Annotated in this window: 20 protein-coding genes; 14 read left to right on the top strand and 6 right to left on the bottom strand. The window is 61.9% G+C overall.

The window, feature by feature from the left end; genetic code table 11:
• The first annotated feature begins 150 nt into the window (after positions 1–150).
• The 9 genes from BLV04_RS19955 (at position 151) to BLV04_RS19915 (ending at position 10955) form a co-directional block, all read left to right on the top strand.
• Positions 151–738, top strand: a complete 588-nt coding sequence (locus BLV04_RS19955) for a GspH/FimT family pseudopilin (protein ID WP_093036588.1) — start codon at positions 151–153, stop codon at positions 736–738.
• Complete coding sequence (gene pilV, locus BLV04_RS19950; protein WP_093036585.1) at positions 738–1139, top strand: type IV pilus modification protein PilV; 402 nt, start codon at positions 738–740, stop codon at positions 1137–1139. Before BLV04_RS19955 ends, pilV begins: the two co-directional genes overlap by 1 nt.
• Entirely contained in the window at positions 1136–1759 is a 624-nt protein-coding gene (locus BLV04_RS19945) for a PilW family protein (RefSeq protein WP_217633745.1), read from the top strand. Before pilV ends, BLV04_RS19945 begins: the two co-directional genes overlap by 4 nt.
• Positions 1756–3687, top strand: coding sequence for a pilus assembly PilX family protein (locus tag BLV04_RS19940; protein ID WP_093036578.1), 1932 nt, complete (start codon positions 1756–1758; stop codon positions 3685–3687). Before BLV04_RS19945 ends, BLV04_RS19940 begins: the two co-directional genes overlap by 4 nt.
• Positions 3687–4130, top strand: a complete 444-nt coding sequence (locus tag BLV04_RS19935) for a type IV pilin protein (protein ID WP_093036575.1) — start codon at positions 3687–3689, stop codon at positions 4128–4130. The genes BLV04_RS19940 and BLV04_RS19935 overlap by 1 nt, the downstream gene beginning before the upstream one ends.
• 7 nt (positions 4131–4137) lie before the next feature.
• Positions 4138–4443 (top strand): hypothetical protein, encoded by a 306-nt coding sequence (locus tag BLV04_RS19930; protein ID WP_139191976.1) that lies wholly within the window; start codon positions 4138–4140, stop codon positions 4441–4443.
• Between the two features lie 942 nt (positions 4444–5385).
• Positions 5386–7038: a dynamin family protein gene (locus tag BLV04_RS19925; RefSeq protein WP_093036569.1), complete on the top strand. Its 1653-nt coding sequence runs from the start codon at positions 5386–5388 to the stop codon at positions 7036–7038.
• Complete coding sequence (locus BLV04_RS19920; RefSeq protein ID WP_093036566.1) at positions 7035–8858, top strand: dynamin family protein; 1824 nt, start codon at positions 7035–7037, stop codon at positions 8856–8858. The genes BLV04_RS19925 and BLV04_RS19920 overlap by 4 nt, the downstream gene beginning before the upstream one ends.
• A gap of 3 nt (positions 8859–8861) precedes the next feature.
• Entirely contained in the window at positions 8862–10955 is a 2094-nt protein-coding gene (locus BLV04_RS19915; protein WP_093036563.1) for a dynamin family protein, read from the top strand.
• 117 nt (positions 10956–11072) lie between these two features.
• On the opposite strand, the gene BLV04_RS19910 is transcribed toward BLV04_RS19915, so the two are convergent.
• Together BLV04_RS19910 and BLV04_RS19905 are read right to left on the bottom strand one after the other, a co-directional pair.
• Complete coding sequence (locus tag BLV04_RS19910; protein WP_093036560.1) at positions 11073–11291, bottom strand: NAD(P)-binding protein; 219 nt, start codon at positions 11289–11291, stop codon at positions 11073–11075.
• 91 nt (positions 11292–11382) lie between these two features.
• Positions 11383–11691 (bottom strand): monooxygenase, encoded by a 309-nt coding sequence (locus BLV04_RS19905; RefSeq protein ID WP_093036557.1) that lies wholly within the window; start codon positions 11689–11691, stop codon positions 11383–11385.
• An 82-nt stretch (positions 11692–11773) separates the two neighbouring features.
• Between BLV04_RS19905 and BLV04_RS19900 the strand changes: the two genes are divergently transcribed.
• Complete coding sequence (locus BLV04_RS19900; protein WP_093036554.1) at positions 11774–12556, top strand: hypothetical protein; 783 nt, start codon at positions 11774–11776, stop codon at positions 12554–12556.
• A 119-nt stretch (positions 12557–12675) separates the two neighbouring features.
• Positions 12676–12930 (top strand): hypothetical protein, encoded by a 255-nt coding sequence (locus tag BLV04_RS19895; RefSeq protein ID WP_093036551.1) that lies wholly within the window; start codon positions 12676–12678, stop codon positions 12928–12930.
• A gap of 40 nt (positions 12931–12970) precedes the next feature.
• On the opposite strand, the gene BLV04_RS19890 is transcribed toward BLV04_RS19895, so the two are convergent.
• Positions 12971–13150 (bottom strand): hypothetical protein, encoded by a 180-nt coding sequence (locus tag BLV04_RS19890; protein ID WP_093036548.1) that lies wholly within the window; start codon positions 13148–13150, stop codon positions 12971–12973.
• Between the two features lie 261 nt (positions 13151–13411).
• Between BLV04_RS19890 and BLV04_RS19885 the strand changes: the two genes are divergently transcribed.
• Positions 13412–14281 (top strand): HAD-IIA family hydrolase, encoded by an 870-nt coding sequence (locus BLV04_RS19885; protein WP_281241874.1) that lies wholly within the window; start codon positions 13412–13414, stop codon positions 14279–14281.
• Here BLV04_RS19885 and BLV04_RS19880 read toward each other — a convergent pair.
• From BLV04_RS19880 to BLV04_RS19870, 3 genes are read right to left on the bottom strand one after another with little or no spacing between them, the layout of a single operon-like run.
• Positions 14226–15293, bottom strand: coding sequence for a DUF6973 domain-containing protein (locus BLV04_RS19880; RefSeq protein WP_093036542.1), 1068 nt, complete (start codon positions 15291–15293; stop codon positions 14226–14228). The two genes, BLV04_RS19885 and BLV04_RS19880, sit on opposite strands and share 56 nt — an antisense overlap.
• A 15-nt stretch (positions 15294–15308) precedes the next feature.
• Positions 15309–15659, bottom strand: a complete 351-nt coding sequence (locus BLV04_RS19875) for an SRPBCC family protein (RefSeq protein ID WP_093036539.1) — start codon at positions 15657–15659, stop codon at positions 15309–15311.
• Between the two features lie 4 nt (positions 15660–15663).
• On the bottom strand, positions 15664–16398 hold the full coding sequence (locus tag BLV04_RS19870) for a class I SAM-dependent methyltransferase (RefSeq protein WP_093036536.1): 735 nt from the start codon (positions 16396–16398) through the stop codon (positions 15664–15666).
• 258 nt (positions 16399–16656) lie between these two features.
• On the opposite strand from BLV04_RS19870, the gene BLV04_RS19865 reads away from it, so the two are divergent.
• Positions 16657–19530 carry a UvrD-helicase domain-containing protein gene (locus tag BLV04_RS19865; RefSeq protein WP_175534717.1) on the top strand — a complete coding sequence of 958 codons (2874 nt, stop codon included), beginning with the start codon at positions 16657–16659 and terminating at the stop codon, positions 19528–19530.
• Positions 19531–19630: 100 nt separating this feature from the next.
• On the top strand, positions 19631–19774 hold the full coding sequence (locus tag BLV04_RS25730) for a hypothetical protein (protein ID WP_245731960.1): 144 nt from the start codon (positions 19631–19633) through the stop codon (positions 19772–19774).
• Positions 19775–20458: the final 684 nt, after the last annotated feature.

Raw genomic sequence — 20458 nt, 5'->3', positions numbered from 1 at the left:
AGAGGGGCGTGAGCTCAAACTCATTCGCCTGCTGGCATCGTGATGGGTTTCGATCAGCCCGCGCACATCGCATCGGATGACTTGCCGAGCCTGTGACTGGCTCACTGCGGCACCGCCGGACTCCTCGCGAGAGTTAAAGGGACGTAACTCATGATCAAGCAGTCGTTGCCTTCTTCGCCGTTTGCCACGGGCCGGCACGGTCGACTCCGCGCGAGACCGGCCAGCGGTCGGGGAGTTGCATCGGTCCAGCGAGCGCACATCGCGACGTCTGGATTCACTCTTATCGAGCTCATGGTGACCCTGTCCCTGCTGGTCATCCTGGTCTCGCTGGGTGTTCCGAGTTTCCGCACCTATACCGCCAACAGCGCAACCACCGACGCCTCCAACATCGTGCTCGGCGCGATCAACCAAGCGCGTCATGAGGCGGTGACGCGGGGCCTCGCGGTCTGTCTGTGCCAAAGCGACGATGGGTCGAGCTGCGGGGATTCGACCGCTTGGCAGAGCGGGTGGATCTTGATCGAACGCGCCTGCGCGAGCCCGAGTGAAGTGCTCGGGGTACAGCCGTCGATTGATCGGGCGACCATCGTCGGGAGCACCGCGGCGATCGATTTCACATCCCGTGGGTACGTTCTCGGCAACGTCGTTTCGTTCACGGTATCCGCCCCGCAGGGCACACGCACGCGCCACGTTTGCGTGTCTCGGATCGGACTCGCCCGAGTCCAGGAGGCGGGCTGCTAATGAAGCGCTGTCTGCAAAGTCGCGAACGCGGCGTCACGCTGATCGAAGTCCTGATTGCAACCCTGGTCCTGTCGATCGGAATGCTCGGCCTTGCGGGGCTCTATCTGAACGCCCTGCGGGCGAGCCAAGACATGCGCTTTCGTGTCCTGGCGAGTATCGCTGCCGAGGATATGGGCGAGCACATTCGCATCATGGGCGATGCCGGTAACGCGGATGCTTACCTGATCGAATGGCAGGCCGACCTTGGAAATCGACTCCCGGGCGGACAGGGGGCCGTTGTTCCGGGCACGGATACCCATGTCGTCACGGTGACGTGGGACCAGCGTGCACGAGCGAGGGATGCCTCCGATGCGATCGCACCACGTCAGTCATTCAGCCATGAAGTGAGGCAATGGCAATGACGAGCCAGCGCGGGTTCACCCTGGTCGAGCTGTTGGTTGCCATGACCCTGGGCCTATTCTTGACCGGCGGGATTATTCAGGCGCAACTTGCGGCGCGCCAAGTGCTCGCCATGCAAACCGCGCTCAACCGCCAGAGCACCACCATTCTGGCGGCTGGCGACCTCCTTACGCGCCATATCCGTGAGGCCGGCTACGGTACATCGGCCGGAAATGCCCTCTCGGGTACGCCTAACCGGATTACCGTTTCCTACAACTACTCCATCGATCCGTCGTTGCCCGGGCAGGACTGTACCGGGACCCCGCTGACCGCGGTCAGCACCGACACCTTCCTGGTCTCGACGCGTGTCATCGACGGGGCGACGGTTCCTTTTCTCGGGTGTGAACCCAACGGCGGCTCGGTCGAGCTGTTGGTACCCGATATCGACAGATTGGCGTTTCGTTACTACGTTGCCGGCGATCTCAGACCCGCCAACGAGATACCGACGGATTGGAGCACGGTCAATGGTGTCCGGCTTACCTTCACCGCTCTCGGCAATCCTGCCGGCGGTGTTCCGGATCAAGAGGTGGTCCTTTCGGTCGGTGTGCGCGCACGTATCCTTGCAGGCGGAGCGCAGCCATGATGATTTCCGACCGCTCCTCATCGCTCCCGTCGCAACGCGGTGTCGTCTTGCCGATCGCGCTGATTATGCTGACCGTTATGACGCTCAGCGGGGTGTCGGCGATCGCCGTTAACCAAAAGAACATGCGTATCGCGGCGCATCAGAGCCAGTATCTCGATGCCTTTCTGGCGGCCGAGGCCGGACTGCAGGCGGCTGCCGATGCACTTGAGGCGGCTGTTTCCGGTGGTTTGGCGCCGCCGACCGACGACGCGATTTGGACCGGCTCGGCGATCACCGACAGGATCCCGTCGATCACTTGGACCGATGCCGGCAGTGCCGAGCCATACGGTATCGATCGGCTGTCCGGCTATTTCGTCGAGGATATCGCCGATGTGGGCGGACTGGTGCGGTTGCGCGTGGTCGGACTCACCGAGGGTATCGGTCCCCGTGAAGGGCGGACTCTGGTGATGACCTTCGAGCCCGGGTCATCCGGTACCGCATTGTTCGAGGATGTCCTAACCGCCTGTCGCCACGTCGATGTCACCGGCAGCGGGAGTATTCGAAGCTACGACTCGCTCGCGCCGGAGCTCGGAGAGCTCTACAGGGCCAACATCTCCAACCGACTCGCAGGTGGGCGGATCGAGTTGAAGGGCAACGGCTCCATCTTCGGTTCCGCCAGATCCACCGCGGGCGGCAACATCGGCGGTACCTTGATGGGCGAGTTCGTCGCTGGCGGCAACGTCACCACCGACAGCGGAACACGGATCTGCGGACGCATTTCCGCCACTGGCGACGTGAGCACCTCTGGGAACTTCGCACTTGGCCCCTCGTCCCACAGCGACTGTTCGCATGTGTCCTTGGCCACACCTGCCGGTATTCAGGGTCGCAACGTGTCGCTGACGGCCAGCGCCGAGGTCGACGGCAATGTCGACGCTCACGGCAACCTCTCTGCGAGCGGTAATGCCAAGATTCACCACGATGCCAACGTTGCCGGTAACTATAGCCTCAGTGGCAGTGGGACGGTCCTAGGCACACTGACCTACGGGGGCTCGGGAACCTTGCAGGGCGGGGGCTCGATCGGCAACCTGGTGCACCGTCCAGGACTGGTCGTGCCGAGTGCGTCCGGTGTTCCGACGCGCACCTGCGAGCCCGCCGGCGTCAGTATCCGCGAGCTGATGACGGCCAAACGCCCGACTACTGACGCTATTCTCAGCGGCAACTTACGGAAACTCGACGATAACTCCTCCGATCAGCTCGTTCCCTATCTACGCGCCCAAGGTCGTTTCGCGCCCGGCGTACAGCAGAACCTGGATACCGACCCGAACATCACCGTCGCCATCACCGGCAACGTCGATCTGCAAGGTTGGCGAAACCTCAACTTTCCGGCGAACCGGAATGTCACCCTGCGTGTCGACGGCAACTTCGGGATCGGCGGGAGTGCCGGTATCGTGATTCCGAGCAACGTCGACGTGACACTCTGGGTCGGCGGCGACGTCAATCTTGCAGGTTCAGGTAGCATCATCTTAGGGGCAAACTCGACGTTGTCGCTCTACGTCAAAGGCGAGTCGAAGCTCGGCAACAACCCCTTCCACTTTCCGAACAATCGTTCGGTAGTCGAGCGTACGGACGATGATGGCCAGACCTATATGGCTCCGTCCGTTGCCCTGTACTCCGACATCCATGCGTCGGACGGGGTGCCCGGCCACAAGGAAGATATCAGTGTCACCGGCGCAAGCGCGATCTACGCGGCAATCTACGCCCCCTATGCTCGCGTCGACATCGGCGGGAGCGGCGAGTTGCGCGGTGCCGTGTGGGCACACGATATCAAAGTGTTCGGAAGCGGAGGTTTGCGCTACGACGTCCAACTCGCGAGGGCGCAAACGGGCGCGGGAGGGGGCGGCGGCAGCGGTGGCCTGACCCGATTGAGCTGGAGCGAGGCGGTTCACTGATGCGTGATTCGGCATTCCCAACACCGTTCCGGCGCAAGCGCTGCAGGGCGCCGTGGGGCTTTTCGTTGATCGAGCTCATGATGGTCGTCGCCGTCCTTGCGGTGCTGGCCGTGATTGCCGTCCCGGCTTATCTGGAACACCTCGACCGGAGTCGCCGTGTCGACGCCATGAATGCACTGTTCGCCATCTCCGAACGCTTGGAAAGCTGCTATGGCGAGACGCGCCGTTTCAACAGTGTCGGCTGTACGCCGGGGCTTCCGATGGACTCGACGGATGGCCACTACGCCATAACAGGGAGCGTGACAGCGGACACTTACTCCCTGGTCGCGACACCCCTCGGAAACCAGCTCAGCCGGGACGGCGAACGCTGCGCGACCATGGGTCTCGATCACTTGGGACGCCGCAGCGCGACCGGCACGCTCGGGGATGGATGTTGGCGGTGATCCGAGGATGCGAAGACGCGCAACTCTGATGTCCTGTGTGGTCTTGGTGGCTGCCGGTGCCGTGACGGCAACGTTTGCATCGGCAGACACCGAGATTCGCCGCCCGATCCCCGGCACCAATACCCCCGACTACGGCGGGCCGCTCTTGATCGAGCGCAACGGCGTCGTCTACCCGGCGATTCCAGGTAAACGCACGCCGGATTATGGCTCCGATGATCGTCTGATCATCCGCGACGGCAAGGTCTACGATGCCATCCCCGGGACCAACACGCCGGATTATGGATCTGGGCGGTGGTTGCTGCGGGAACGCTGAAGCGGTTTCGGGGAGCCCTTTCCCAATCGGGGGCAGATCGAGTTCGGGATAAGCTGGAACGGGGTTTCCGTGCCGGCCAGGTTGGGTTGCCGCTTCGATGCCGTCTGGTTTGATCCGATCTCGCTGATGTGACGCAGTGCTCTGTTGTCCGACCAAGGGGCGCTATCATCAGGCCAGAAGCACTTGGCTGTTCAGAGCCTTGGTTCGATCGATGCACGGAGTCACAAGCGTGCAGTCGCGGCATTATCTTGCCGCCGGATATGCCTGGGAGTAATATTTTTTCCCGATTTCTCAGCACCTGTCGTTAACAACGGTGTCGGACGGGAAACGGATTCGATGGAGCCGGAAGGATCTCGATGAGTCTTGGACAGATAAGGATGTGTGATTGGTCGGCCGCTGCGTTGTGCTTTTCGCCGACTGTCGGCGGATCTGGACCGGCGCTTGTAGGCCGGCTTTGCCGACCAGTGATCCGGAACCTCATGCCGAGGTGTGCCCCGAGTGCGGTTACGGGCGAGAGGAATGGTCATACGCTGGCCCGTAGCGTTCCCGACCGAGTATCGTTCATTCACGTTGCAGACGCCGATAGCGTCCAGCACCGCTCCCATTCTCCCCCTCTTGCTAGTAGTCACTCTGCGTCCGTTTCAGTTCTTCTGGCTCCGAGCTTGACGAACCTCGACTTCATATCTGACTACAACGGCCCAGGTTCATCATTCGGTGGGGCGATCCTCAACGGGCGTTAGGCGAAGTCCTGGAACGACGTGTTGGATACCTCACGCCCTAGTTGCCGCGCAAGGCATTGCCAAGGAACAGATTGTGAACGGAACGCTAAGTTCGGATTCCGGCATACGTACCTAAATCGAATCATGAATTGACATTCAAGAGTTTACAACAAACAGCTACTTCGCGAATAACGGCTCTTTCAACGCAGGTTCGGGAAACATTATGGACGACCTTGAACAACTTGTGGAATTTTCACGGACACTCGGAGTCGAGGCTCAACCGCCTACAGGCGATCTGATTTGCGCCTTCGTCGGCGAGTGGAACGCCGGGAAAAGTTCCCTTCTGAACGCACTCGCCGAGGTTGACCTTCCGGCGCGGCCTACCCCGACCACCCGGGCATTGGTCCGAATCGCTCGGAGCACTCAGGAGGAACCTTGGGCCACGGTGACGGACCTAGAGGGCCAATCCACGTCCTTTTCCGGGCCCGCGGCTCTGGATGTTCTGAACAGGTCAATCGAGGATCTGGCGGAAATCGCGGTCAGTCTCACGGACGTCGATATTCCGCCTGGTGTCGTCTTCATCGACACGCCAGGCTTCAATGATGAAGATCAAGTCGTTTCGACACGCGCCGCGACCGTGCAGGCTGATATCGTGGTTTTTGTCGTGCAGGCGAGTGGCTCCGTCATCAACCAGACGCAGATGGATTTTATCCATCAGGTTCTTCTGACGAAGGGCAATCTGGAGGACATCCTGTTCGTCGTGACCCATGCCGATCTACTGGAATCTTCCGTCCAGCGATCGGAGATCGAGGACCGTTACCGAGAGCAGTTCGGCGCTGCGGCGTCCACCCGCCTGTTCCTGGTCTCTGTCCGCGAACCGAACGAGATCGAGGTATTCAAGGGGGCCTTGTACAGACTACTGCGCGAACGCCAGCCGGGCCTACTGATGGAGCGACGCGCGCGGCTGCGGAAACAACTGACGATTCAGATACCCCAGGAGGTCGACCGCCGACGAGCCCTATTGGCCCTGCAGCGTGATCAGAACACGGAGAAGGCCAGGCATCTGGAAGAGCAGATCAACGAGGCGCGCGAGAAAGAACGCGCACAACGCAGCGAACTGCGTGAAAGCCATCGTGTCCGCCAGCGCGCTGCGATCGACAGTCTCAGCGATGCCGCCGACGCGACTCTCAGAACTATCGAAAGCCAAATTGACGATCTGGATTTCGAGCGTCTACAGGCCAAGGGCGAAGTGCAACGCATCGTCCAAGAGTCGCTCCTAGGGGATTTCAAGCCAAAGGTCGAATTGTGTTTGAAGGATCTGCTGAACGCATTGGAGACCGACGTGGACGGGGCACAACACTTTTCCTCGGATTTGCTGAGGGGCCTGTCCATCCAACTGCCCGCCTATGATTCACCGCTTGCCAAGATCGGTGCGGAGCACCTGTTGCCGATTGCCGCCATCGGTTCGATCGCAGTTTTTGGCTGGCTCAGTGTTCCCACATTGCTCCTGGGTTTCCTGACGCTGAAGGCCCGCGATATGGGGCTGACGCAGTTTGACCGAACGGGTCTTTTCGACCGAGGTGTCGAAGGGTTGAGGGACATGGCGACGGGCGCATTCCGCCAGAGCGTCAAAATGATCGTTGCGCGCGCCGTGAACGGCTATCGCGATCAGGTGATCGACTATGTGCAGCGGACGGTCACCGAGGTCGGCGAGCGGGCGCTAGCACAGATCAACGGTGTCGAGGCTCTGGAGCGGTCCTATTGGCAGCTTCGCGACAGCTCGTCCCGCGTCGAGCAGGAGATCTTGCTGGACCGGATCAGTCACATCCTGACGGCTGGCGGCGTCAACCCATCCGTTGCGGGAGGCCAAGCATGACAACCAATCTGACACGCCGAGCCGAGATGCTCGACATCTACAGCGATCTCTACGAACAAACGAGCGAGGCGATCTCCGATCAGGAACGGACCGAGCTTGAAGGCGGGGCCAACCGCCTGAGGGGGCAGACCTTCACGATCTCTTTCATCGGTCGTTTTTCCGTGGGCAAATCTCTTCTCATCAACCGTCTGTTTCTCGGCGAAGACGTTCTGACCTTTAACCTGAAGCCGACGACGGCTCGAACGCTCCTCATCCGCTATGGCGAAAGCCCCGCATTATCGTTGGTCTATCCGGACATGGAGGGCGCCGAACATCGTGACGTCCTCGTACCACCAGGCGGCGAGCTCAAGGCCATCGCTGCGGCGATCATGGAACACACCACGCACCTGGGTTCCCCTGCAGGTCATGAATCGGGTTACTTCCAGCTCGATTGGCCGAACGGTCAATTTTTCCGGGAAGGCGTTCAACTCTTAGACACCATCGGGACCGAGGACATCGACGACCGCTTCATTGATCAAACCTACAAGGCGATCAAGAGCAGCGACGCTGTCGTCATGACCCTGAGTATGACCCAGCCTTTAACCGACTCGGAGCGCCGGTTCCTTGAGCAGCATCTGGCAAGGACTGGCAAAAAGGTTTTCTTGGTGGTGAACAAGGCGGATGCGCGGTCTCCTGAAGAACAGGAGATGGTCCTTAAGGATTTGAACCAGCGCTTCGGTGCCCTGTATCGAGAGAGCGAGATACGGGTCGCGGAACGCATCTTCGCCGTCTCGGCCAAGACCGGTGAGGGTCTAGAGACGCTGCGCGAGCGATTGGTGCATTTCGTCACTGAAGAACGATTGAGCGAGATTCTCCAAAGCCACGCTGAATGGCTGAGAGGGCGCCTGCATGTTTGGTCGATGGACTGCCGGCAGACGCTGACCGGCTATGAGGCGAAGAAGGCCGGAGATGACGATCAGCTGCGCATCGCGGGGGACAAACTGCGTGCCTTGGCCGAACGTTTGCACCATGAGCGTGAAAGATTAAACGATCTTCGGATCGATCTCACAGAGGAGCTTAATCGGCTGATCAGCGATCTACGAGATCGTTGCCTTAGGGAGCTCAAATCGCTCGATCAGCAGGGCGCAAGCGTCCAGGTGATTGGTACTGACCTGGCCATGGCTTTTGCTGATGGCATCGCTGGTGTGACCACCCATGTCCAACACAGTGCGAGGAAGGCGCTTCAGTATCGCATCGGAAAACTGGCAAGCATTGACGCCCCGAGCCTTAAGGAACTAGGGGCGAGCAATACCGGCATCCCCGACGAACTGATCTCGAATGCTGGAAAGGCTGCGGGTCTCGGTGCTATCGCGGTTGGTGGAGGGAATGTCTTAATTGCTCTGCAAGTCGCGATGGCTACCCCGGTCCCTTGGTTTGGCCTCGGTGGAACGAGCCTGACGACTCTCTTTGCTGGGGCACTGTCACCTTGGGCAATTCCCGTTATCCTAGCAGGCGCGGCGATTTTTTGGGGAAGCGGCGAGTATCGGGAGACCAGGAAACGGCAGAAGCGCGAGGCATGGATCGCGTCTGCAAGGCAGAGCCTGGATAAGGATTTCGTTGCAATAGAATCACATCTTGGAGAACAGTTGGGTCAGTACATCGATGCGGTGTGGCAGCAAGCCGAGGAACGCGTGTCCCAAGAGAGAAAGGCATTGGAGTTTCTGATCGCCGAGACCGACCTCACGACCTTGGACACACGTATCAGCACGATGCGTAGCGAGGAACAAAGGCTGAACGACATCACACGGCGGCTTGATACCCTGCTTCCAAAGGTCGCTTGAGTGATGGGCACGCACTGGGTCGAACGTTTGTTCAAGACGCGAGCGGATGAGGAGTACGGTGATCTCCCCTTCAGTGACAACGTCCAGGTTCGGCGTCTAGCGGATGCGGAGAGGCTGTTAAAGTCGCTCCGCTTCGCGGATCCAGGCGTTGAGACGGAGCGTCAAACGCTGCTCGATGAGATCTGCCGGACCTTTCGCCGGATTTCCGAGATCCAAGTCACAGTGGTGGTGGCGGGGGATTGGAACGCGGGTAAGTCCACGCTGATTAATGCGTTTCTGGGCGAGCATTGGTTACCGGTGAATGTCACCCGCGAGACCGTCACGATCAATCGTATCGTCGGGGGACCGTATCGCAGGATTCGCGTCCTCTTCCTGGATGGACGCGCCCCATGGCAGTTGCCACACGATTACCCAAATGCGGACTTTGTGCATAGCAAGATCAAGGAGCTTGGTGAGCAACACCGGGACGTCATCGAACGGATAGACGTTTTCTATCCAGACCATTCCTTTCTGAAGTGGGTGGCCTTGATTGATACGCCGGGGCTGGACTTCTCAACAATAGACGATCGTGTCAGCCAACCCTTGATCGACGACGCGGACGTCCTGCTCTGGGTGATGCACTTGGAAGGACCTCGTCAACTGGATCTGACGGCCCTGCGGGCCTTTCGCCGTGGCAACCCTGGGAACCGCGTGCTGGCGGTCGTCAACTATGCGGACCTACTCGACGACGACGAACGAGCGGAGGTTCTGGCCGACAAGAAGGAGAAAATAGGCGACGATGCGGACGCAGTTTTTCTGGTCTCGGCCAAGAACGACTTGAAGACCAGGGACAGTGATCCGGGTTTCCGGGAGCTACGCACCTATCTCAACGAGCACATCCTTCCGAGCTACGGTGAGGTGCGGCATCGGCGACCGAGTCTCCTCGCCCGCGAGAGGATAGAACAAGTTGCCGCTTTCATTGATCAGTTCGGCGACCGGACGCTCAAATCGCATATTCCTTACCGGCTCGGTGGCGAGGATTGTTGGACCGCGTACGACCTGGCCTATGCGGTGGCAGGCGGATGGGAAGACGCGTTGGCGGGTCTTGGGGACGGACGCATCACCGCTTGGCTGCGCACTGACATTGGTGAGGAAATCCTTGCAGATGCCGTGGATCGTCTCATGGAGAATGGCGCTCTCACTCCCGACGAGCGGGTGATCTATCTCCAGACCATCCTGGCTCCAGGAAAGCCTTTGACTTGGCGCGGAATCGAGATCAATCGTTCGGACTTGTTCGACCTCGCTCGACGTGCGAGACACGACAAATCGGCGATGAACATCATCCGCGAGATTTACCGCAACCGTGTTTTGCTGATGTGTTCCGAGGCCGGGAATTCGGATTACGCCGCGATACAGCGCGGATGGGAATGCGCCGTCACACTCTGCGAGAAAATCCAGAGGAGAAAGAGACACTGTATACCGCGGTGGGTGACCGACAACTCCAACCTCGATCGAATTGTGGCCCGACTTCTACTGTTTCAGTTGGACGTGGAACTGCTCGAAGAGATGCGTACGACGCTAGGACAGGGGGATTATCCGAAGTTGCAATCGACAGTTCGGTGGTATCGATGTCTTGGGGATCCGGAGAACGGTCCACCTGAGATTGCGGCGTTGCTCATGGAATTGGCTCCACTTGCGCGCCGGGACGCTTGTTGGTGCAAGACCCAAGAACTGAGAACGGTTGCGGCCTATGAGGACTTTCTGAGGCGCTACCCTAAAGGACCGTTCAGCAAATCAATTAGAGAAGAGCTTTCTGCTCTACTGAGGAAGGAACTCCTGCAAGACCGCGATAACCCCGGTCTACGCTGTCGCTACCTGGCCGTGAGAACTAGGGAACAACGCATCCAGGACGCAGGCATGTACACGGTGTTCGGGTTCACTTGGAACGACGAGCTCACTCGGCTGTCGAGTAAATATGGACCGCTGCCACCCGGTGATCTCACCGAGGAGAACGCTAGCGAGAGGCTCCTCGGGGCATGCTGTGACGGGGCACGCGTTCCTGAACCAGAGATTACGGGACCAGTTCAAAGCCCTTTTTCGGATGTGGCGACGCAGTGAGGCCGCAAGCCATATACTTCGCCAGTCCAGTTATGCCGGGCGTGCCCACGAGATGGAGATGCGGGTGAAGCGACCCGTCGGCCCAGACCGAGACAGCCCCTGGGGTTCCTGCCTGTTTCAGCAGTGTTGGAAGAGCAATGATGTCGCGGTGATGCATTGCGCACCGTGATCGAACTTCCGACCGTCCGGCGCCCGCCACGTGGCCAGTTGCCCATCGAACCATCGGCCTTTGTCGAACACGATCTGCATGCATCCGGCATCGGTCAGGCGCCGCGCACAGGCGAGCCCGGCCATGCCGGAGCCGATGACTGCGATTCGCTCTGCCTTGACCATCATGTCACCCCATGGTCCGCGAGAACCGCGGAGTCGTCCGTCGGATCTTGCGGTAGGCGTGCCCAATGGTGTTCACCTTCCGGATCCTTGTTCTTCAACCGCCGAGTGGCGCCCGGTCGATCGCCGAGAGCTCCCGATTCACCTCGAAGAGCTTGGCGTTGACGTGCGGGATCCCGAAGCCGACGAGCCGCTCGGTGTGCATCGCCAGATAGGCTTCGGCGCTGGGGCGGTCCTTGAAGAGATAGATTCCCCCGGCCTCGCTCGTCTCGGGGTTCTCGGTCCAGATCTTCCAGATCAAGCCCGGCTCTTGCGCGATGGATTCGGCGAGCCCCTGCATGGTGGCGCTCATCTCGGCGCCCCAAGGGCCTTGGAAGGGGAAGTCGATCTGTAGGAGGATGGGCATCTGGATCTCTCTTTGGCGCGGTTACGGGTACCGTCAAGAACAGATTGCTCCGATCGGAGATCGGGGCTTTAGGAGAACATTCATGAAACGGATTGTGTTGTTTGTCGTGCTGGCGTCCGTGGCGGTGACGGTCATGTCCTCGGAAGATGACGCTATCGTGCGCGAGGTACTGAACCGTCTCTATGATGGATACGATCGTACCAACGCTTGTTGGGTGGCGCGAAGTGCGGATGATCCCGGACGTGCCGATTGTCTGTCGATCGATCGGGTCGACCGCGTGGAGGCCGACACCGGCCCCCGTTTGTATGTTCTGTTGACGGGGCGGGCCTTTGACCCGCGCACCGGCGAGAATATCGATTCGCATGTGACCCGTGGCCTCGTGGGCGCCCTGGTGATCGGTTTTGGCCCGGACGGTGTGGAGCTCATCGCCGGCGAGCCGCGTCTGAGCTCGGGTGGCTGGGGGGTCGCCCCGACCGATTGGAACTTGATCAAGCTGGCGCCCAGCGATTATTGGGGCTGGGTGAACCGCGATGGCTTTCTAGGTCAAGGGATTCTCGTCGAGTCCTACAGCATCCTGGCGCCCCATGGTCGCCGTATCCGTGATCTCGGACCGATCCATGCCTCCTGGAACAATGTCGGCGCTTGCGGAGAAGCCGGCGAGGTCTGTCCAGTCACCGACATCGACACCACGCTGGAGGTGGATTCCATCAATATCGGCGCAACGGTTTTTCCACTTCGCATCACCCTGACCGGCCAACTCGATGGACGACAGCTCACGCCCAAGACCTGGGATATCCCCTTTGATCAGACATCCTGGTCCTACGTCGAGCCGGACGACTGGCCGTTGGCTGATGTTGAAGAGTGATGGGGGTATCGTTCGGTTCAGGCAAGAGACGCATCCGATCCCGGATCTGCGCTACCCTCCCGGAGCGCGAATCGCTACCGGGAGCGTCAGATCTCCGACCTCACATCGATAACGACCTCATGAATCGCAAGGCCCTGCTTGAGGAGATCCGCCGGCGCAACCGCGCTCACCTCTCTGCCTTGCTCGCTGCGTTGGAGCGCGTCAATGCTGGTATCCGCCTAACCCGTTCCGATCATGAGGCCGTGATCGACAGCCTGGAGGACGGCAACGCGAGCATGGCCCTTGAGGAGCCCGATCGGGCCGAGCGTGCGCTGGCGGCGCGGGTCTTGGACCTGTGCAGGCAGATCCACGTCGCCGAAGCGCAGCTGAAGTGAGCCTCTCGCTGCCCGCGGCGGCGCGAGGCAGGACGCGGACCTACATCATGCTCATGCCGCCGAACATGGCCGTGAAGATCGCCATGACGATCGCAAACAAGACGGAGAGAATGATGATGGCCGGAATGGACGCGATGGCCGCCTTCACCATGAAGGCCACCATGGACCAAAAGGGCATCTGGATGTCGACGACGGTGACGCGGTTGTTGACTTCGTTCATCGGGGAAACTCCATGTGATCGGTGATCCGTTGAATGGCGGTGCGATGGTACACGCTAAGCCATCATGCCGAAATCCGGATGACCGGGGTGAGGGAGCTACCCGCAGCGTGCCGCGCAGGGACCTCCGGGCGATTGCTCCGGCGTGGGCCGGCGCGCCGAGGATGCCGTGATGCGGTACCCACACCGTAAAGAGGATGTGCGATGACGCCGGACGCACCGCTGACCGACCTGGCGTCGCTGCGCCGTCGCTAAGATGGCTTCCTGCTCGATGCCTACGGGGTGCTGCTCGATGGGGAGCGTGCCCTTCCGGGGGCGGCCGCGCTGCTCGCTGACCTGGAGCGCGACGGTTGCCCGTGGCTGGTGGTCACCAACGCCGCCAGCCGGCTCCCCGAGACGCTGAGCCGGGGATTCGCCGCGGTGGGGTTGGCGATCCCGCCCGAGCGCATTCTGACCTCGGGTGCGCTGTTGGCCGATCCCTGCGTGGCCGGCGATCTCCGCGGGGTGCGCGCCCTGGTGCTGGGACCGGAGGGGTCGCGCCGCTATGCCGAGCGAGCGGGCGCCATCGTCGTGCCCTTCGAGGAGGATGTCGACGCCGAGGCACTCATCGTCGCCGACCAGCAGGATCTGTGCTGGCCCGATCACCTGGATCTCGCGCTGAGCCTGCTGGTGCGCCGCCTCGATGCCGGCGCGCCGCTGAGGCTGCTGCTCTGCAACCCCGATCTGATGTATCCGGTACGCCCCGGGCGGGTCGCCCTCACGGCAGGGGCGTTGGCCGCGATGCTGGAAGCGGTCATCCGCGAGCGCTGGCCCGAGCGGGGCATCGGCTTCACGCGCCTGGGCAAGCCGAGCCGCGCGATCTTCGATGCGGCCTGCCGGCGGCTCGGCGCGTCCCGGCCGGTCATGCTCGGGGATCAGCTCGCGACCGACATTGCGGGCGTCCTGGGCGCGGGGCTCGACGCGGTGCTGGTCGGCACCGGGCTGGCGCCGGGGAATGGGGCGGGCGGGACTGCGGTACGCCCGACCTGGGTGCTGCCGTCGCTTGCGAGTGGGTCATCTTACCCGTCCTCCTCTTTGCTCAGCGCAGCAGACGATCCGCGCCGAAGTGCTCGACCTCATCCGGGTGGCGGATGACGTCAGGGTCCGACCGGACGCGATTCGGCAGGGCGGCGAGCGGGACATTCTCGGCGACGAAGCGCCGACCGATGGCGTTGTTGTGATAGTCCATGGCACGCTCGTCCGGGGTATTGCCCGGTCGCAGCTCCTGGGCATCGGTGACCGTGGTTGCGAATGTCGGCCCGAACGCGCGGGTCAGCAGGAAGCTCCAAATCACATGGCGCATCGCATCCTGGAGCCAGACATCATCCGGCGCGTACTGCGTTGCGAGCGTGCGTGCCTGATCGGTCAGCATCAGGAGAACGGGCGCCCGCAGCGGGTAGAGCGAGACGATCTCGATTTGCTCGGGGACCAAGTCCAGGCCCTTGGCCTGCGCGATTGCCCGGATGTCATCCTCGCGGAACCGCAGCTTGAAGGTCTCGCCCGCGCGCTCGGTGTAGAGGGTTGCGACCCGGTCGACACCGTCGATGACGAGGATGACATCGCCGCTGAACGCGACTTCGCCGACCGCGTGATTCTCGAAGAACAACGCCTTCAGCTTCTCGCGGATCGTATTCGCGGCCTGTCGCGGGTCACCCAGCGGAAGATCGCCGATCGCCAAGCGGACGTTGGTAAAGCGGTCGAATGGCAACTGCGGAGGACGATCCGATGAATCGAGGCGAACCTCCACGCCGGTGGCCTGAATGGCGCCGCGCAAGCTGAACGGGTGGGTCAGTCGCACCTCGAGGGTGGCGATGTCCAGCTGCGAGCGCAGCTGAATCCGATCCCGTGGGTTCAGATCGAGCCGAGCCTCCAGGTCGCTCAGCTCCAGGCCGTTTAGCCAAGGCGAGATCCGTAGGCCCGAGAAGGCGACATCGCTCAGCCCGATACCGATCGGCTCCAGTCGGGCCTGCAACCTAGGAAGTGCCTCGCGCGCGAGTGAGGGGGCCAACGCCGAGGTCAGGATCCAGACCAAGGCCCAAAGGCTCCCGACGAGCAGCAGCAGGATGAGGAGTCGGTGTGTGTGAACTTTCGACGACTGACGGTGCATGGTGAGGCAGCGGGATCATGGAGGGCCGCGGGCGGGCGCCTCGGCGGGTGGATAGGATACGTCACAACGGTCGAAGTCACCGTCATCCGCCGTGAGAGCGGGCCTGACCCCAAGGTTTCGGCTGGGCATCCTCGATGCCGGCAACCTCCCGGACCATGCGTGCTCGGGCTCCCGGCGGGTGATCTCGAAGGGGAGTCGGAGGCCAACCGGGGTCTGGATACGCCCGCGCATGCCGGGACCGATCAGGTGCGACGGGGCAACCACCGCGCGAACGCTCGGCCCCCAGATCGGCCATTCGCGCGTGTCGATCAGGATGCGCCAGACGATGCCGGCGGGGGCTTCGACGATGCGGTCGACCTTGTGCATGGAGTCAGCCCTCGGCGGGTTTCTCGAACACCATGAAATGCTGCGTGGGCAGGATGTCGAGGCTCTCGACCCAGCGCAGACCGACGGCTTCGAGCTCGGTGATCGCCTGCTCTTGGGTCATCTTGTGCAGTGGCTTGATGGGGACGCGTGGATCCTCGCCGCGGTACTCGATCAGGAACACCCGTCCGCCCGGTCGCAGCGCGCTGCGGATGCCCTGCATCATCTCGTAGGGATAGGCGAACTCGTGGTAGGCATCCACGAGCAGCACGGCATCGACACTATCCGCCGGTAGCTTGGGATCATCCTCCGTGCCGAGGACCGGGGTGACATTGGTGATTGCGCGTCGCTCGATGCGCTTGTGCAGGACCTCGAGCATCTCCGGTTGCACGTCGACCGCGTAAACGCGACCCGTCGGGACGGCCTCGGCGATGCGGAAGGTGAAATAGCCGGTTCCGGCGCCGATGTCGGCGACCTGGGCATCGGGCGCGAGCCCCATGCCTTCGACCACCCGATCGGGTTGCTCCTCGACGACACGGGTCCTCCGTTCCAGCCAGGCGGCGCCTTGGTGACCCATGACCTGTGAGATCTCGCGGCCGAAATAGGTCTTGCCGATCCCGTCGCGGCTGGGTGTATGGAAGGTGTAGATGTCATTGGCAGACAGCACCGTCTCGGCAGGCGCGGGCGCGGCCGCGAGCAGGCACAAGCCGGCGATGAGGAGGATTGATCTTCGGCGGCTCATCGAGGCGATCTCCCGTTGGTGCGGGCATCCGAGTGTGGATGCGACGCTTCGACCAATGCGGGCATTGGCCCGCGAAACTACCCCACGGGCCCGGGCGGCATAGGCGAACGATGCCGTCCGTGGCACACTCCCGGCCTCAAGGACCAACCCAAGGCCGAGCGGAGCATCCGTGCCCGCCAGTCAGCGTTTTGCCATGGAATGCCCAGCGGCGCTTCTCCGAAGAACCCCGGACTCATTCCGCAGATCCGGGACCGCACGATGCCCAGCTCCACATTGCATCCGAGCTTTCTCGCTCGGCTTTTTGCCGACGGTGTCGGCGACCAGCCATTGGCCGAGATCGGCCCAGGTGCGCTGACCGTCTACGATCGATCCCGGACCCAACGACTCCTTCACACTCAGATCGAGGGGGTTCGCGTAGAACGAGGTCTGTTCTGGTCGACCTTGATCGTTCAGCCTCAAACGGGGGCTGCGTTGCGCCTTGCCGGCGTGTCCAAGAGCGCCGCACAACACTTCGTCGAGGCGTTCGCGGAGGCCGGACAGGTCTACAAAGAGGCTGTCAGTTTACTCAAGCGCGAAGCGACCCGCGCCACCGTGGTTGCCGAGTGGGTCCAACGCGCGGAGGCCGGCGAGTTCTGGGTTGCCCATCATCGGATCACGCGTGCGAAGGCCGATGCCGCGATCCTGGCGCCCGTGCTGCGCATTCCCGCTGAAGAGATCACCTCGAGTCCGGGTCTTGTCGAGGCGTTGAGGGTACTGCAGGGCTTTGCGAGCGACTCCACGGGCTTCCGAGTCCGGGCGAACCAGGCCTTTGTCGATGCCGAGCTGAAACGCTACGACGGCTACTTCAACACGGTCGAGTCGAGACCTCTGACCCGCGCGCAGCGACTGGCCGTGGTCGTCCACGAGGACAACACGCGTGTCATCGCAGGCGCCGGCTCGGGCAAGACCAGCGTCATGGTCGCCAAGGCCGGATACCTGCTCCACAAGGAGCTGTGCAAGCCTCGCGAGTTGCTCTTGCTGGCCTTCAACCGGGACGCGGCCGAAGAGCTGCGAACGCGCCTCAAAGAACGATTCGGCCTCGACTTGCGGGTGAGCACCTTCCACGCCCTGGGCCTCGACATCATTGCCCGGGCCACTGGCACGAAACCGTCGTTGGCGTCCTGGGCAGGCAATGACCGTGAGTTCAGGGAGCATCTGCAAGCGCTGCTGACCGAGACCATCTGCGACCCGGCGACCTCGGATGCAGCCCGCGCCTACGCGCAGAGCCACTTTGCGCCGTACCACAGCCCGTTCGAGTTCAAGAGCGAAGGCGAGTACTTCGACTACCTCAGATCCGTCGACATGGTGAGCCTCAACGGCGAGACGGTGAAGAGCTTCGAGGAAGCGGAGATCGCGAATTTCCTGTGCTTGAACGGCGTGCCTTACCGCTACGAGGCCGATTACCAGCATCCGACCGCCGATGCGGAATATCGCCAGTACAGGCCCGATTTCTATCTGATCGACGCGGATCTCTACATCGAGCACTTCGGAATCGCGAGGGATTGGTCGACCGCGCCTTACGTCGATCGGGCCGAGTATCACGCGGGCATCGATTGGAAACGCGAGCTCCACCGCAAGCATGGCACCCGCCTAATCCAGACCTACAGCTACCAGAAGAGCGAGGGGACGCTCCTGACGGAGTTGGAGCGGCAGCTACGCACGGCTGGTGTCGTGTTCAAACCGATCTCGGCGGAGCAGGCGCTGGAGCGGCTCAATTCGGGGCATCGCATCGGCGTGATGACCAAGCTCGCCGGCACCTTTCTCAACCACTTCAAAGGGGGCGGCTATCGGCTCGATGATCTGCGCCTTAAGGCGCGCCGACAAGGCGACAAGAATCAACGGGTCGCGGCCTTCCTGGATCTGTTCGAGGCTGTCTACAATCGTTACGAACGCCGCTTGCGAGCAACGAACGAGATCGACTTCAACGACATGATCCTGCGCGCGGCGGATCACGTCGCTTCGGGTCGTTACCGGTCCGAGTACCGTTGCATCCTGGTCGACGAGTTCCAGGACATCTCGGCAGGTCGTGCGAAGCTGATCAAGGCACTCAAGGATCAGGGGCAGGGCCACCGGCTGTTCTGCGTGGGGGACGACTGGCAGGCGATCTACCGCTTCGCCGGCAGCGACATCGCCTTGATGCGCGACTTCGAGGAGCATTTCGGTCCATCGGAGACTGTGCCCCTCGACCGCACCTTCCGGTGCAACGCCGGCATCAACGCGGTGGCGACCCGCTTCGTGCTCGCCAATCCGGCCCAGATCAAAAAGACGGTCGCCGCTGAACGGCCCTCGACCGGCGCCAGCGTCCTGGTCCATCGCTCGGGGGAGAACGCCATCGATCCGGTCGGCGATGCATTCTCGGAGATTGCTCGACGGGCCGACGGCGCGAAACGTAGCGTCTTGCTTCTCGGGCGCTACGGTTTCCAGAGCGACGGTTTGCCGTGGAGCGCGATCGGACGCGACTATCCGAACCTCTCCGCGTCGTTCAAAACAGCCCATGGCGCGAAGGGACTGGAAGCCGACCATGTCATCGTGCTGGGCATGCAGGCCGGACGGTATGGATTTCCCTCGCAGATCGCAGACGACCCCCTGCTTGGCTTGGTGCTGGCGACGCCCGAAAAGGCGCCTCATGCCGAAGAGCGGCGTTTGTTCTACGTCGCCCTGACGCGAGCCCGACATTCCGTTCACCTGATCGTCGACGAAGGGCTGCCGTCGGTCTTCGTCGCGGAGATCCAAGCCTTCGGGGTCGATGTCGAGACGCGCGGCGGAGCGTCGGCCGCCCCCGTGAAGTGCCGACAATGCAAGACCGGGATCATGCTGCTGCGCAGCGGCCCATCGGGCAACTTCTACGGGTGCTCGCATTACCCGCGGTGCACACGAACGGAGCCGGCTTGCCGACGCTGCCAACGCGGGTTCCTCGTTCCCGATTCCTCCGGGAAGCGGCACAACTGCAACAATGCGCTCTGCGGTTACAGCGAGCGCTCATGCCCGCGCTGCGGGACCGGAAGACTGGTCGAGAGGAGCGGCAAGAAGGGCCCCTTCCTCGGCTGCACCAACTACTACGGCGGCGGTTGCACGCATACGGAGGATCTGTAGGACTCCGGTAACCGAGGAATCTCGATCGGGTGTTCCACAATCGTTACAGGCGTCCCGCGCTCAGGACAACTTTGGGCATCGACCACACCGAGAGACCGATATGGCTGAAGGATTCACCGCAAAGCAGGGCCAGTATCTGGCCTTCATCTACAACTACTCGGTGATGTTCGGCCAAGCTCCGGCCGAGGCCGATCTGCAGCGCTTCTTCGGGACAACACCCCAACCATTCATCAGATGCTCGTGACGCGTGCGGAGAGGGGGTTGATCAGCCGCACGCCGGGGAAGGCGCGCTCCATCCTGCTCTTGGTCGACCCCGAGGAGATTCCTCGGCTTGAGCGGCCGAATTCGGCGAGGGCTTGAGAAAGCAGTGGGTCGGTGATCCGCACTTCCGGCTGCTGGGTGGTTCTCGCATTGCGACATTGGCGGGCAGGTGGAGGGAGGCATACTGAGTCGACCCAGACCAGCCGTTGGGCGCTTCATCCCGGGCGACCGTTCCGGTGGCTTCGCGGACTCCCGCTGTGGACCTAATGGGTGGCTGAAATGTCCAATTCCCGCCATAGAGCCGAGGCGACTTGGTTCGTGGTTTCAGGGTCTAATCATTTCCACCAGCGCGGCCTTGTCAGACCGCCACGTCCACTCGGTCTATGGTTGCAATGGGCCGACGTTCCGAAGTTGATGAACCAGACCTTGCCGGAGAGGCGTCCGCCTGCTGCCGCCTGAACCGAACCGGCGGCAGCGCTTGCCTCCCCAAGCAAGCTGGTCAAAGGCTGGGTCCGAAAGGACTAACAGTTATAAGCACCTACCGCGCAACGCCGTACCGTGCGACGCCCCACTGAGTGCGGTCAGCGATTTTGATGGTTTCGCGATCAAGTTGCGTGATAGGGGTCGGCGAAGCGCTCCCCCGGTCTCGCGCGGCCGGGGTGTGGGC

The sequence above is a fragment of the Thiocapsa roseopersicina genome (assembly GCF_900106925.1).
In the GTDB taxonomy this organism is placed as follows: Bacteria; Pseudomonadota; Gammaproteobacteria; order Chromatiales; family Chromatiaceae; genus Thiocapsa; species Thiocapsa roseopersicina.
This window is presented reverse-complemented; position numbering and strand designations above follow the sequence as displayed.

What these genes read in the sequence shown, in the direction of transcription:
- BLV04_RS19905 (WP_093036557.1), bottom strand. Translation starts at nt 11,691, where the DNA reads ATGCCCATCCTCCTACAGATCGACTTCCCCTTCCAAGGCCCTTGGGGC.
- BLV04_RS19940 (WP_093036578.1), top strand. Translation starts at nt 1,756, where the DNA reads ATGATGATTTCCGACCGCTCCTCATCGCTCCCGTCGCAACGCGGTGTC.
- BLV04_RS19910 (WP_093036560.1), bottom strand. Translation starts at nt 11,291, where the DNA reads ATGATGGTCAAGGCAGAGCGAATCGCAGTCATCGGCTCCGGCATGGCC.
- BLV04_RS19915 (WP_093036563.1), top strand. Translation starts at nt 8,862, where the DNA reads ATGGGCACGCACTGGGTCGAACGTTTGTTCAAGACGCGAGCGGATGAG.
- BLV04_RS19945 (WP_217633745.1), top strand. Translation starts at nt 1,136, where the DNA reads ATGACGAGCCAGCGCGGGTTCACCCTGGTCGAGCTGTTGGTTGCCATG.
- BLV04_RS19880 (WP_093036542.1), bottom strand. Translation starts at nt 15,293, where the DNA reads ATGCACCGTCAGTCGTCGAAAGTTCACACACACCGACTCCTCATCCTG.
- BLV04_RS19865 (WP_175534717.1), top strand. Translation starts at nt 16,657, where the DNA reads ATGCCCAGCTCCACATTGCATCCGAGCTTTCTCGCTCGGCTTTTTGCC.
- BLV04_RS19890 (WP_093036548.1), bottom strand. Translation starts at nt 13,150, where the DNA reads ATGAACGAAGTCAACAACCGCGTCACCGTCGTCGACATCCAGATGCCC.
- BLV04_RS19895 (WP_093036551.1), top strand. Translation starts at nt 12,676, where the DNA reads ATGAATCGCAAGGCCCTGCTTGAGGAGATCCGCCGGCGCAACCGCGCT.
- BLV04_RS19900 (WP_093036554.1), top strand. Translation starts at nt 11,774, where the DNA reads ATGAAACGGATTGTGTTGTTTGTCGTGCTGGCGTCCGTGGCGGTGACG.
- BLV04_RS19920 (WP_093036566.1), top strand. Translation starts at nt 7,035, where the DNA reads ATGACAACCAATCTGACACGCCGAGCCGAGATGCTCGACATCTACAGC.
- BLV04_RS25730 (WP_245731960.1), top strand. Translation starts at nt 19,631, where the DNA reads ATGGCTGAAGGATTCACCGCAAAGCAGGGCCAGTATCTGGCCTTCATC.
- BLV04_RS19925 (WP_093036569.1), top strand. Translation starts at nt 5,386, where the DNA reads ATGGACGACCTTGAACAACTTGTGGAATTTTCACGGACACTCGGAGTC.
- BLV04_RS19930 (WP_139191976.1), top strand. Translation starts at nt 4,138, where the DNA reads ATGCGAAGACGCGCAACTCTGATGTCCTGTGTGGTCTTGGTGGCTGCC.
- BLV04_RS19875 (WP_093036539.1), bottom strand. Translation starts at nt 15,659, where the DNA reads ATGCACAAGGTCGACCGCATCGTCGAAGCCCCCGCCGGCATCGTCTGG.
- BLV04_RS19870 (WP_093036536.1), bottom strand. Translation starts at nt 16,398, where the DNA reads ATGAGCCGCCGAAGATCAATCCTCCTCATCGCCGGCTTGTGCCTGCTC.
- BLV04_RS19955 (WP_093036588.1), top strand. Translation starts at nt 151, where the DNA reads ATGATCAAGCAGTCGTTGCCTTCTTCGCCGTTTGCCACGGGCCGGCAC.
- pilV (WP_093036585.1), top strand. Translation starts at nt 738, where the DNA reads ATGAAGCGCTGTCTGCAAAGTCGCGAACGCGGCGTCACGCTGATCGAA.
- BLV04_RS19935 (WP_093036575.1), top strand. Translation starts at nt 3,687, where the DNA reads ATGCGTGATTCGGCATTCCCAACACCGTTCCGGCGCAAGCGCTGCAGG.